The sequence below is a fragment of the Bacillus sp. REN3 genome (assembly GCF_017912555.1).
In the GTDB taxonomy this organism is placed as follows: domain Bacteria; phylum Bacillota; class Bacilli; order Bacillales; family Cytobacillaceae; genus Mesobacillus.
Genome location: NZ_JAERSD010000025.1, coordinates 34,928 through 47,889, shown reverse-complemented (window position 1 = coordinate 47,889; position 12,962 = coordinate 34,928). Strand labels below are relative to the sequence as shown.

Genomic DNA, 12,962 nt, shown 5'->3' with positions numbered 1-12,962 from the left:
TTTTCAGAACCTATGTAAATAAAATGAAGATTTCGTCTATAAAGTGACAAATTTCCCGGGAAATAGGAAAAAACCGCTAAAAAAGAGGGTCATTATAACCCCTGGTCAGTCAATTGACTGCCTTGCTTCCATATAGAGTGCCTGGAGGAATTTTTTTATGTTGGCACGGGGCTGGAGGGCACAGGTTTTTGATTTCCCCTCTAATTCACGCATCTTCATGCGAACCTGGGTATAATCAAAGAATGTCGTAGCATAGTGTTCGAATTTTGGGTTGGCATAATCCGTCAACCCGAGGGAAGCAATGTGTTCCAGTGCCTGGTGCAAAGCCCTTCGGACGCGCTGCTCAGCCGCTTTTGTTTCCTTCTTGATAACTGCAGGGCTTGCAGTATACCCGAGGCGCCTTTTTATAATTTCCTCAAATAGATCTTTCAACGGTGGAATCTCTCTTATTCCCTTTTTCTCATAATCATATAAAACATTGATCAGGTCCAATAGGTCCTTGTTGCCGCTTTCTCCAATGATCCCCAGCTCCAGCAGCGCATTTTTTCCTGCTGGGACAATAGAGTGGCTCCGGTTGTGAGGGATTGGCTTTGTTTGGAGAGCCGATATGGAGCTCAGTGATTCCTGGATATTCAGAATCGACCGTTCCAAAACAAGCCGCTCACTGACTTTCTTGATGACATTCATTACCTCTACACGATTAATCGGTTTCGTAACATAGTACTCGACGCCAAGCTCATAGGCTTCGCCAATCATGTCCTTTGACTCGACCTGTGAAATCATGATCACCTTTCCGTTGAAGCCCGGCCCGATTTCCCGTATGGTTTCAATCCCATCCCTGTTAGGCATCAGCAGGTCGATCAGGAGGATATCGATCTGTTTTGTTTCAAGGAGATCTGCATATACCTCTGATCCGTCTTCCGCCTCCCCTTCGATGGTCCCGAGCTCTTGATCTTCAATTATATTTGACAGCATTGCACGGATGGACGCAGAATCATCCACAATGAAAAATCTCACGGATATCATCCCTTCTCAGTTAAGCTTTCAATAGGAAGCGTAACGGTAAAAATTGTTTTGTATAATGGAGAAAAGCTTTCGTCTTCCAACATTATGGTGCCATCAAGATTTTCAACCACATTTTTCACATATGACAGTCCGATCCCGTTAGAAGATACACCTGTCTGATCGAATTTGGTCGTGAAGCCAGGTTCGAAAATGAGTCCCCGATTCCTTGCGGATATCCCGGAACCACTGTCGCTCACTTGAATGACGGCATGATCGTCGCATCTATCAATCCTCAGATGAATCTTTCCGGACTCAGCAATCGCTTCAACCCCATTCGAAACAAGGTTATTGATAACAGAGAGCAGCATGAATGTGTGGTATAAAGGATGGTCTCCTGAAATATCGCTTTTGATATCGATGGATTTCCCGAGTGAATCGGCGTACCGTTCATTGCAAGTTTTGATTACCTCGATAATTTCATTAATAGTCATGAAATCATTCAAGTTCTCCTTGACCATTAATTTTGACAGCCCGGCATAGATCCGCTGGTTGTCTTTTTTCATTTCATGCATTTCTCCAGCAATCCTAAGGGCAGTCTTGGCATAGCCCTCAAGGGATTGAACTTTTAGTTCACGGTAGAAATTATAGCAGTCCGCTGTCACGTTTTCTGCATCTTTCATCGTTTTTTTCAGCTGGATCATTTCAACGTATAAGTTCGAAATGAGCATCAGCATTTGCTCAGTCCTTTTTCGCTGCTGTTCTTCAGCAAGCTTTGCTTCTCTTATCACAAATATGTTGAAGAAACCGAGGACAAAGAAACTCCTGATGATGGCAATTCCGCCGATTGTAAAGAAAGTATCCAAGGTGATTGGGATATGGGAAAAAATCGAGCGAAAACCAATTTCAACGAGGCTGGCAGCTACTTCGACAATCACTCCAAGCAGGCCAACCATTAAAGGCCGATCATAGAGAGTGTTGATTTTAAAAAAATAGAACAGTAGGGCAAACGTCAAGTAATAAAAGAAAACGGGGAAGTGCATGGTGAATACTTCCTCTAATATAGGCGCATTTTCCGTCATTCCCTGCAAAGCTACCCTGAAAGCAACAACTGAAGCTCCGGCAACTAAGCCGGATAATAATGGATGAAGCTTCCTCGACCATAATAAAAAAAAGAAAAAAACCGGAGTCCCAAGGCTGACCCTAAGATGCCCCTCTAAAGGGTAAAATTTCATTTCACCAGCAATCGGTACTGCAATCGCTATTGCCAGGTATATAAGAAGCCTTTCCTTCATGAAAACATCCCCTGTTAGAAGAATCTTTGATGTTATTAATATTCACTGAAGATTGGCAGAATCCTGTACATATTTATTTTAAATGAGAGAATCGATTCGGCAGCCAGCAAATTTGACAAAAATATTAAGAACGAAGAAGTTTGTGTAGCTATTTGTAGTTTTCCGTAGGGGCATCGTTATGCTGAAGCTGTAAAAGCATATATCCTGGAAATGAAACGTTTTCGGGAACAAAATAATGTGAAAACATTCACAAATTAGAAAGAAGGTGTCATGAAAATCAATGTTCGTGAAAAACGTCATTTTTAGCAATTCATGTTGGCCTTTAGCATTCATAACTTAACAATCCATTCCCAGGGAGGAAACCAAAATGTTTTGGATTCAATTTTTAATTGTTATGGCATGTATATTTATTGGTGCCCGTCTTGGTGGAGTCGGTCTTGGAGTGATGGGGGGCGTTGGCCTTGCAATCCTCGTATTTGGATTCGGGCTGCAGCCGACTTCAGCACCTATTGATGTCATGCTGATGATATTGGCGGTCATCACCGCGGCGGGTGCGCTCCAGGCAGCTGGCGGGATGGAATATCTCGTCTATCTGGCTGAAAAGGCACTGCGGAAAAATCCTAAACGAATCACTTTCATAGCACCGATGGTTACTTACATTTTCACTTTCTTTGCCGGCACAGGCCATGTAGCATACTCTGTACTTCCTGTCATCGCAGAGGTTTCAAGGGAATCAGGCGTCCGTCCAGAACGTCCGATGTCCATCGCAGTCATCGCGTCGCAGCAAGCGATCACCGCCAGTCCAATATCAGCAGCAACGGTAGCGATGCTCGCCCTTTTGGCGGATTTCAAGATCAGCCTTATGCAAATCATGTTAATCTGTGTCCCTTCCACTTTCATCGCCTGCATGATCGCAGCTTTCGTTGCCAGCAAGATGGGCAAGGAATTGAACATGGATGCAGAGTATCTGAAGCGTCTTGAAGAAGGTCTCGCACCAATCAAAAAAGATAAAAAGGCCTATACGGCCAACCCAGGTGCAAAGCTTTCCGTCATCCTGTTTTTGCTGGCAGCAGTACTGGTCGTTATTCTTGGGTCCATTCCGGAACTCCGCCCAGGATGGGAGATTGACGGAGTGTTCACAAGGATGGGAATGCCGGCTGCGATTGAAATCGTGATGCTTACCATCGCGGCGATGATCATCATATTCGCAAAGCCGAAAGTCGAAGAAATCGTCTCAGGATCCGTATTCAAAGCTGGCGCAGCAGCTGTTGTAGCTATCTTCGGGATTGCCTGGATGGGGGATACCTTCTTCCAGGGAAATATCGCCGCTATCTCGGGTTCGATTTCTGATCTTGTGACAGCAGCGCCTTGGTTATTCGCTGTCGCTTTATTCGCCTTATCCATCCTTCTGTACAGCCAGGCAGCAACTGTCAGGACTTTAATGCCGCTGGGAATCACACTTGGGATCAACCCGGCATTATTGATCGCGATGTTCCCGGCAGTGAATGGGTACTTTTTCATTCCGAACTATCCAACCGTAGTTGCGGCCATTAACTTCGACAGAACAGGGACAACACGGATCGGAAAATATATCCTGAACCATAGTTTCATGGTTCCCGGACTGGTTGCTACAACCGGCGCAGTAGGAATCGGTATCCTGTTAAGCACGATTGTACTGTAAGAAATCTTTTGGACCGCAGTTGGCCTAGTTGCCGGCTGCGCATCATTGAAAATGGGAGATGAAGAAAATGAAAGATCAATTCAGGGTCGAGAAAGATTTTTTGGGAGAGAAAAAGGTTCCTGCCAATGCTTATTATGGGGTGCAGACAATGCGGGCCATCGAGAATTTCCCGATAACTGGTTCCCGAATTGATGAAGCATTAATCAAGGCAATGGCTATCGTGAAAAAAGCGGCCGCTCTCGCAAATGCTGATATCGGCCAGCTTGATAGGAAGATTGCGGACGCAATCGCCAAGGCTGCAGATGATGTGATCGAAGGGAAACTGCATGATCAATTCATTGTTGACCCTATCCAGGGCGGAGCCGGCACATCCATCAATATGAACACGAATGAAGTGATTGCTAACAGGGCATTGGAGTTGATGGACGAACAGAAGGGAAGCTATAAGATCATCAGTCCGAATTCACATGTCAATATGGCACAGTCAACCAACGATTCCTTCCCTACTGCCATCCACCTTTCAACACTGGCAACTCTTGAAGGGTTACTTGAAGTGATGGAAGGTCTCCATGAGGAATTCATGAAAAAGGGCAAGGAGTTTGCGGGCATGATTAAAATGGGCCGCACGCATCTGCAGGACGCCGTTCCGATTCGTCTTGGCCAGGAATTCGAGGCATACGCAAGAGTTTTAAAAAGGGATATTAAGAGAATCAGCGCAACCAGGGAACATTTATACGAAGTGAACATGGGTGCTACGGCAGTCGGAACTGGCCTTAATGCTGATCCCGTCTATATCCAAAAGGCTGTGGACTATCTTGTGGAATTCAGCGGATTCCCGCTAAAGGGTTCAGAAAACCTTGTCGATGGGACACAGAATACCGATTGCTATATTGAAGTTTCAGCTGCATTGAAAGTCTGCATGCTGAACATGTCCAAAATCGCGAACGATCTTAGGATGATGACTTCAGGTCCTCGCTGCGGATTCGGGGAAATCAATCTCCCTGCCCGGCAGCCAGGTTCATCGATCATGCCCGGAAAAGTCAATCCGGTGATGGCGGAAGTTTTGAACCAGAGTGCATTCCAGGTTGTCGGAAATGATTTGACAATCAGCATGGCAGCGGAGGCGGGCCAATTCGAGTTGAATGTCATGGAACCAGTCATTGTATACAATCTCCTCCAATCGATAAAAATCATGACAAATGTCTTCGCTGTCTTCCGTGAACATTGCTTAAGCGGCATTACAGCCAATGAAGAGAGAATGAAAGCTTACGTCAATAACAGCGTAGGAGTCATCACCGCAATCAATCCGCACGTAGGATATGAAACCGCAGCTTCTGTCGCCAGGGAAGCGATTGTATCAAATCGTCCAGTCCGTGAAATCGTACTGGAACGCGGGGTGTTGACAAATAAGGAACTCGATACGATTCTTAACCCATTTGAAATGACGCATCCGGGTATTTCGGGCAAGGAATTGATCGATAAAAAAAAGGAAGAAGAGCTATTGGTGTAAGCGAGGGCAGCACTTAAGGAGGCGTTATCATGGAGCACGGAAGGAACCAGCATTTATACAGAAAGCTTCACTCACTGTCAGGAATCATCCCGGTCGGGGTGTTCCTGACGGTTCACCTTTTCGTCAACTATACAGCAACATGGGGACAGGATGCTTATAATACGGCAGCAGGAATCATGGTGAATTTGCCCTTCAAATATTTCCTTGAGGCCTTCATCATTTTCATTCCTCTGTATTTCCATGCAATTTACGGAATTTATATAGCGTTCCAGGCGAAAAACAATGTAGGGCGATACGGTTTTGTCCGGAACTGGAAATTCTTCCTGCAAAGATTGACGGGAGTGATCACATTTATTTTCGTTACCTGGCACATATGGGAAACGAAGGTCCAAGTCGAATTCTTTGGAGCCGAAGCAAACTTCAATCTAATGGCCAATATAGTAGACAGCCCCGTTTCTTTAGGATTGTACATTGTCGGGATTGTTTCGTCCATTTATCATTTCGCGAATGGCATATGGACTTTCCTGATCACATGGGGAATCACAGTTTCCCCGAAATCACAAAAAGTATTTTCATATATTACATTCGGATTATTTGTCGTACTATCCATCATTGGTGTACGCGCAATACTTGCATTTGCTTGATAGCTGGATAGGAGGGCATTCAAATGAGCAAGGGTACAATCGCAATAGTCGGCGGTGGTCTCGCAGGATTGATGGCGGCCATCAAGATAGCGGAAAGCGGCACGAGGGTTGACTTATTCTCCATCGTTCCCGTAAAACGATCGCATTCTGTATGTGCACAAGGGGGAATCAATGGAGCAGTGAATACAAAAGGAGAGAATGATTCTCCATGGGAGCATTTTGATGATTCAGTATACGGCGGAGATTTCCTTGCCAACCAGCCTCCGGTCAGGGCGATGTGTGAAGCGGCCCCGAAAATCATCCACATGTTTGATCGCATGGGGGTCATGTTTAACCGGACACCCGAAGGTTTGCTTGATTTCCGCAGGTTTGGAGGAACACAGCATCATCGCACTGCTTTTGCCGGAGCGACAACCGGGCAGCAGCTCTTGTATGCGCTGGACGAACAAGTCAGGAAATATGAAGTCGATGGGCTTGTCACGAAATTTGAAAACTGGGAATTCGTTTCGGCCGTCGTTGATGATGAGGGAATCTGCCGGGGGTTAACCGCCCAGAATCTGAGGACAATGGAAATTCATCCATTTCCAGCGGATGCGGTCATCATTGCGACTGGTGGTCCTGGACTAATTTTTGGAAAATCAACCAATTCGACGATCAATACGGGATATGCAGCTGCCAGATTGTATGAGCAGGGTGCGGTTTATGCGAATGGTGAATTCATTCAAATCCACCCTACGGCCATTCCAGGTGACGACAAGAATCGCCTGATGAGTGAATCTGCGCGAGGAGAGGGTGGCAGGGTCTGGACTTATAAGGACGGGAAGCCTTGGTACTTCCTCGAAGAGAAATACCCTGCATACGGAAATCTAGTCCCGAGGGATATTGCCACGCGTGAAATATTTGATGTTTGTGTGAGCCAGAAGCTTGGAATAGACGGAGAAAACAAAGTATATCTTGATCTGTCACATATTGATTCCAAACAGCTTGATATCAAGCTTGGGGGAATCATGGAAATTTACGAAAAATTCATGGGGGATGATCCGCGCAAAGTCCCAATGAAAATTTTTCCGGCAGTCCATTATTCCATGGGCGGATTGTGGGTTGACTTTGATCAAAGAACGAGTATTCCAGGACTGTTTGCAGCGGGTGAATGTGATTACTCCCAGCATGGTGCGAATCGCTTAGGTGCCAATTCCCTGTTGTCAGCTGTTTATGGCGGCATGGTTGCTGGTCCGTCAGCCCTGGAATATATTCAAGGATTGGACAAGTCAGCCAGCGCCATACCGGATTCTACCTTTGATCAGTATGTAAACAAAGACAAGCTGAAATATGAATCCATTCTGAAGATGGATGGAAACGAAAACGCATACTTGCTCCATAAAGAGCTTGGGGAACTGATGACAGCAAACGTGACAGTCGTGCGGGAAAATAAAAAATTGAAATTGACTTATGAAAAACTTCAGGAATTCAAAGAACGGTACAAGCGGATCAACATAGAAGATACGGCAAGATGGAGCAACTCAGGCGCATCATTCACTCGACAGCTTGAAGGAATGATCAATTTAGCGCATGTGATCACACTTGGAGCTTACCAAAGAAATGAAAGCCGCGGCGCCCATTACAAGCCTGAGTATCCAGAACGCAATGACGAAGAATGGCTGAAAACCACAATGGCCAAGTTTAATCCTAAAACGAAATTGCCTGAATTATCCTATGAAAAAGTCGATGTGTCGTTAATTGCACCAAGAAAACGCGATTACACAAAATCCAAGAAAGGAGCAAAGTAATCATGCCTGCAGAGAAAAAAATCCACTTAATCATCAAAAGGCAGAGAGATGCTACTTCAGCCCCTTATCTTGAGGATTTTCACATACCCTACCGCCCGAATATGAACATCATTTCGGCGTTGATGGAAATACAGAAAAAACCAGTCAACGCCAAGGGTGAAAAAACGACACCAGTCATTTGGGAATCCGTTTGCCTTGAAGAGGTCTGCGGTGCATGTTCGATGGTCATCAATGGAAAGCCGCAACAGGCATGTTCTTCATTGATTGACCGCCTGGAACAGCCGATCCGGATTGAACCATTAAGCACATTTCCTGTGATTCGCGATCTGGCTGTAGATCGGCAGAGAATGTTCGATTCGCTTAAAAAAGTGAAAGCGTGGATTCCAATCGATGGGACGCATGATTTAGGTCCTGGTCCGCGAATGCCTGAGAACACGCGGCAGTGGGCTTATGAACTTTCAAAGTGTATGACCTGCGGCTGCTGCCTTGAAGCATGCCCAAATGTGAATGATCATTCTCCTTTCATGGGACCGGCGCCTTTATCCCAGGTCCGCCTCTTTAATGCGCACCCAACAGGCGCCATGCATAAAGGAGAACGTCTGGAAGCCATCATGGGAGAGGGCGGCATCACGACATGCGGGAATTCGCAAAATTGTGTCGAGGTTTGTCCAAAAGGAATACCGCTCACGACATCTCTCGCCCATCTAAACCGCCAAGTTACAGTACATTCCATTAAGAGCTTTTTTGGAAGCTTTTGAATACTCAAATGCCGGTTCGGAATGAACCGGCATTTGTTTTGATCAAAAAGAAATAGGGAATGGCTGCAATGGGCCGTCCTGTTACTGGAGGTCTTTAAAAATCAATTTGACCAGGTCAAGGTAGACCTTAATGTTATGCCGATTGAAGGTTTCTTTTAGAAGATTGCCGGGAATAGAAAAGATGGTTGATGGGAAAAAATGTGGGATAGTGTCCAAAAAAGGAGAAGTTTTTTGGTTTTTAGGAAGCTTGACGATTCTTTTCCCATTTTTTTATTTTTTTATGGTACTTTATGTGAAATGATTCACTACGAACAGGCGCCATTCCTTTGGATGGTACAGCATCAAGCATCATCATTACCCGGGAGGGAAGGGACATGTTATGGATTCAATTTCTAATCGTGATGGCCTGCATCTTTATTGGAGCCCGCCTTGGCGGCGTTGGCCTGGGCGTAATGGGAGGAGTGGGGCTGGCAATCCTCGTATTTGGATTCGGGCTGCAGCCTACATCTGCTCCGATTGATGTCATGCTGATGATTTTGGCTGTCATAACTGCTGCAGGTGCATTGCAGGCAGCTGGAGGAATGGAATATCTTGTCTATCTGGCAGAAAAAGCATTGCGGAAAAACCCAAAACGGATCACTTTCATAGCCCCTATGGTTACTTACATTTTCACTTTCTTTGCAGGGACTGGACACGTTGCGTATTCAGTTCTTCCTGTCATTGCTGAAGTGTCGAGGGAATCCGGGGTCCGTCCGGAACGGCCGATGTCAATCGCCGTGATTGCCTCCCAGCAGGCGATTACCGCCAGCCCGATTTCTGCCGCCACTGTCGCCATGCTTGCATTGCTGGCCGACTTTAATATCAGCCTGCTGCAAATCATGCTGATCTGTGTTCCATCAACATCCATTGCCTGCATGATCGCTGCGTTCGCCGCAAGCAGAATGGGCAAGGAACTGTCCATGGATGCTGAGTATTTGAAGCGCCTGGAAGAGGGGCTCATTCCGATCCAAAAAGATAAAAAAGCATATGCCGCTGATTCAGGCGCCAAGCTTTCTGTCATACTTTTTTTGCTTGCCGCTATCCTTGTCGTCATTCTTGGTTCCATCCCAGAGCTCCGGCCGGGCTGGGAAATCGAGGGGGTCTTCACAAGAATGGGGATGCCGGCCGCTATCGAAATCGTCATGCTGACGATTGCCGCCATGATTATTATCCTTGCGAAACCGAAAGTAGAGGAGATTATTTCAGGCAGCGTATTCAAGGCGGGTGCCGCCGCTGTTGTCGCGATATTTGGCATCGCATGGATGGGGGATACTTTCTTCCAGGGAAATATAGAGGTTATCTCTGGATCAATCTCAGATCTTGTTACAGCAGCTCCATGGCTATTCGCCGTAGCGTTGTTTGCTCTGTCCATCCTCCTGTACAGCCAGGCTGCGACAGTCAGGACGTTAATGCCGCTTGGAATCACGCTTGGCATCAATCCTGCTTTATTGATCGCGATGTTCCCGGCGGTGAATGGGTATTTCTTCATCCCTAACTACCCCACGGTCGTCGCGGCGATCAACTTTGACCGGACAGGCACAACGCGTATCGGAAAGTACATCCTCAATCACAGCTTCATGGTCCCTGGCCTTGTGGCGACAATCGGAGCAGTCGCGATCGGTATTTTGCTCAGTACGATCGTCCTTTGAAAAAAGCCGGGCGTCCATCGGCTGGACGCCCGGCTTACGTTAATTGAAAAAGCGGACCGGCTTGGTCCGCTTTTGAGTAACTTGCTACCTCACAAGATGTATATTGTCCATCAATTATAAACTGTGCCGCGGTACAAAATTCCACTTGGCCATTTTTAAAACCTAAACGACGCAAGCCCTACCTCTCTTGCATCCTAACGGCTCCGAAGCCGATCCAGTGTGAATAAGTTGTTACCTAAAAAATAAAGCAGAATGCCATTTCATGTTTACATTGTTTAATGGTGTGTTTCAAGTTACTTCTTTTATAAAGGCGAAGCAATATATAACTTTACATGATATTTTTTGTGCTGTCAAGGGATCTTATTTGTTTTTTAAGTTTTCCTGTGCCATTTTTACAAGTTCCCTTACCATGCTTCCGCCTAGCTTGCCGCCAATCCTTCCAGCCTCCCGGGTTGTCAGGTTTCCGTTATAGCCTTTTTTCAGTGGGATACCTGCTTCTCTCGCGGTTTCGAATTTTGCATCTTCGGCTTTCAGCGTACCGGCGACCCTGGCTTTCAAATCATCAAGCGCATCTCGTGCTTCTGGTACAAGGATCTTTCTTCTTCTAGCCATTGCTAACCCTCCTTGAATTGCATTTTGCTTTATTGTTTGTAAAGGTGAATAAATTTATTTGTTCAAGCTTTTGGAAAGAGTTATGACGAGTTCATCACAGCTGCAACATTGGTAAAAAAGCAGGAGGAAAATAAGGTGTGCCAGGCTTTCGGCACTCTGGAAAACGATTGGTACAGGGAGGTTATATCTGCGCAGCTTGTCGATAGCGGCTTTTTTTATCCTCAAACATATCAACAGATAAAATGCTTGATTCATAAGTATTCCACAGGTTTATCCACATTATCCACAAAAACAAGGGAGTTTGTCCTCAATTAAGCAAGTGTTGCTCGATAAGGCATGTGGAAAGTTATCAACAGTATCCACAGCGTTGTGGATATCCGCATTTTTTTTTGTGAATTATTGGTGAACCTCATTGTATCGAGGAGAAAAATAGAGTATATTTAAATTATCAAAAGTTAGTGAATTTATTCACAAACTTTGATCCCATCATTACTTGTGATGAACATTTCCCCCTCCCCCTTTAAACAAAGCAAAAAGCAGGATGAATATCCTGCTTTTTGCTTTGTTTAAAGGGTTATTTTCTGTTCCTGGCACGTTCGTCGGCTGCTTTTGAACGGGCCATGGCTTCCAGATCATCATGGTCTGCAAGGTCACGGGCGATTTCAACATCAAGGCCGTCAGACTTAAGATTCTTGGGAACCTGTGGAAGTGATGCTTTGTTTCGGTCGCGTGTTCTTTGTCCTCTTGAACGTCCCATTTGGAAAACCCCTTCCTGTCTAAAATGCGGAAATGGAATATTCCCGCACCTTTAAGGTTTGCCGGTTGCTGTTCTTTCATACAGGTTATCTCTTTCCAATATACCCGCCGGCCCGGTCTGCCTTTTTGAATTCACGGCTGTAGGTTACTTCCTGCATACTTGATAAAGTGTTTTTTGTTTGTTCGCGCTTCTTTTTTTCCAACTGGATCCGTCCCTTCCAAACTGATTTACCTTACAAGTATCTCCCCAGGCGGAAAGGTTAAACATCGAAAATGTTTTTCAATGCCTGATTCAGCTCTGGATAGCGGAAGGCATAACCAGAGGTAAGGAGTTTTTCAGGAATTGCCCGCTGGCCTTGAAGCACAAGCATACTCATTTCGCCAAGCAGCAATTTCAGCATGAAGGAAGGAACTGGAAACCAATGTGGCCGTTCCATGACATTGGACAGGGTCTTTCCGAACTGCTCCATTCGTACAGGTGAGGGGGCTGTGAAGTTTACGGGCCCGGCAAGGTGGGGGTGCTTAATCGCAAAAATGATTCCTTGGACCACATCTTCAATATGGATCCATGAAAGCCATTGGGAACCTGACCCGACTCTGCCGCCTGCGAACAATTTATATGGCTGCGCCATCCTTGGAAGGGCACCGCCATTTTTATCGAGTATGACACCGAACCGGGATAATACTACACGGAGTCCTAAATCCCCTGCTTTCATTGCTGCAGCTTCCCACTGAACGGTCGTTGATGCAAGGAAATACTTTCCTGCCGGCGATGTTTCAGTGAATACTTCGTCTTCGGAAGTGCCATAAAATCCAACTGCACTGGCATTGATCAGCGCTTCGGGTTTGGTTTTCAACGAGCTGATAATTCTGGTGATTTCCGCGGCTGCATCCAGCCTGCTGTCCAGGATTTTTTGTTTGTAATCTTCTGTCCATCGTCCGTTGATCGTGGCGCCTGCAAGATTCACGATTGCATTTGTTCCATCAAGCATTTCTTCAGGTTTATCACCAGGATTTAGCCACCGGACATATTGAATGCCTTGATTATCAGCCGTCCTGCTTTTTCTCGTAAGGATAACCACATTATGGCCGTTTCGGATCAATTCGCTGGTCAATGCCTGGCCGACAAGGCCCGTGCCGCCTGTAATCACTATCTTCATCAATGATTCCTCCTTAAGGTCCACTTCTTTAATTGTACTTCCTTTTCCATGAAATACCCTCTTTCAATG

At 45.8% G+C, this 12,962-nt stretch carries 12 protein-coding genes; 6 read left to right on the top strand and 6 right to left on the bottom strand.

The annotated features are described in order from the left end of the window. Positions 1-105 precede the first annotated feature (105 nt). Positions 106-1,017, bottom strand: a complete 912-nt coding sequence (locus tag JJQ88_RS17800; RefSeq protein ID WP_210367387.1) for a response regulator — start codon at positions 1,015-1,017, stop codon at positions 106-108. Positions 1,018-1,022: 5 nt separating this feature from the next. Beyond that, positions 1,023-2,297 (bottom strand): sensor histidine kinase, encoded by a 1,275-nt coding sequence (locus tag JJQ88_RS17795; protein WP_210367386.1) that lies wholly within the window; start codon positions 2,295-2,297, stop codon positions 1,023-1,025. 367 nt (positions 2,298-2,664) lie between these two features. Between JJQ88_RS17795 and JJQ88_RS17790 the strand changes: the two genes are divergently transcribed. The 6 genes from JJQ88_RS17790 (at position 2,665) to JJQ88_RS17765 (ending at position 10,365) form a co-directional block, all read left to right on the top strand. Continuing rightward, a complete protein-coding gene (locus tag JJQ88_RS17790) occupies positions 2,665-3,978 on the top strand; it encodes an anaerobic C4-dicarboxylate transporter family protein (protein ID WP_210367385.1) in 1,314 nt (437 codons plus the stop codon). 67 nt (positions 3,979-4,045) lie between these two features. Further along, positions 4,046-5,488, top strand: coding sequence for an aspartate ammonia-lyase (gene aspA / locus JJQ88_RS17785; protein WP_481748314.1), 1,443 nt, complete (start codon positions 4,046-4,048; stop codon positions 5,486-5,488). A gap of 29 nt (positions 5,489-5,517) precedes the next feature. After that, the gene (locus JJQ88_RS17780; protein ID WP_210367383.1) at positions 5,518-6,132 is read left to right on the top strand and encodes a succinate dehydrogenase cytochrome b558 subunit; all 615 of its coding nucleotides are present in this window, start codon (positions 5,518-5,520) and stop codon (positions 6,130-6,132) included. 23 nt (positions 6,133-6,155) lie between these two features. Next, a complete protein-coding gene (gene sdhA, locus JJQ88_RS17775; protein ID WP_210367382.1) occupies positions 6,156-7,919 on the top strand; it encodes a succinate dehydrogenase flavoprotein subunit in 1,764 nt (587 codons plus the stop codon). 2 nt (positions 7,920-7,921) lie between these two features. Further along, positions 7,922-8,677: a succinate dehydrogenase iron-sulfur subunit gene (gene sdhB / locus JJQ88_RS17770; protein ID WP_210367381.1), complete on the top strand. Its 756-nt coding sequence runs from the start codon at positions 7,922-7,924 to the stop codon at positions 8,675-8,677. Between the two features lie 374 nt (positions 8,678-9,051). Then, a complete protein-coding gene (locus JJQ88_RS17765) occupies positions 9,052-10,365 on the top strand; it encodes an anaerobic C4-dicarboxylate transporter family protein (RefSeq protein WP_210367380.1) in 1,314 nt (437 codons plus the stop codon). A gap of 360 nt (positions 10,366-10,725) precedes the next feature. Here the strand turns inward: JJQ88_RS17765 and JJQ88_RS17760 are convergent, their stop codons facing one another. The 4 genes from JJQ88_RS17760 to JJQ88_RS17745 all read right to left on the bottom strand — a co-directional run bounded on the left by JJQ88_RS17760 (position 10,726) and on the right by JJQ88_RS17745 (position 12,893). Next, the gene (locus JJQ88_RS17760; protein WP_210367379.1) at positions 10,726-10,977 is read right to left on the bottom strand and encodes an alpha/beta-type small acid-soluble spore protein; all 252 of its coding nucleotides are present in this window, start codon (positions 10,975-10,977) and stop codon (positions 10,726-10,728) included. 574 nt (positions 10,978-11,551) lie between these two features. Then, the gene (locus JJQ88_RS17755; RefSeq protein WP_210367378.1) at positions 11,552-11,734 is read right to left on the bottom strand and encodes a YfhD family protein; all 183 of its coding nucleotides are present in this window, start codon (positions 11,732-11,734) and stop codon (positions 11,552-11,554) included. 85 nt (positions 11,735-11,819) lie between these two features. Then, positions 11,820-11,936 carry a YfhE family protein gene (locus JJQ88_RS17750; protein ID WP_210367377.1) on the bottom strand — a complete coding sequence of 39 codons (117 nt, stop codon included), beginning with the start codon at positions 11,934-11,936 and terminating at the stop codon, positions 11,820-11,822. 57 nt (positions 11,937-11,993) lie between these two features. After that, the gene (locus JJQ88_RS17745; RefSeq protein WP_210367376.1) at positions 11,994-12,893 is read right to left on the bottom strand and encodes a TIGR01777 family oxidoreductase; all 900 of its coding nucleotides are present in this window, start codon (positions 12,891-12,893) and stop codon (positions 11,994-11,996) included. Positions 12,894-12,962 lie beyond the last annotated feature (69 nt).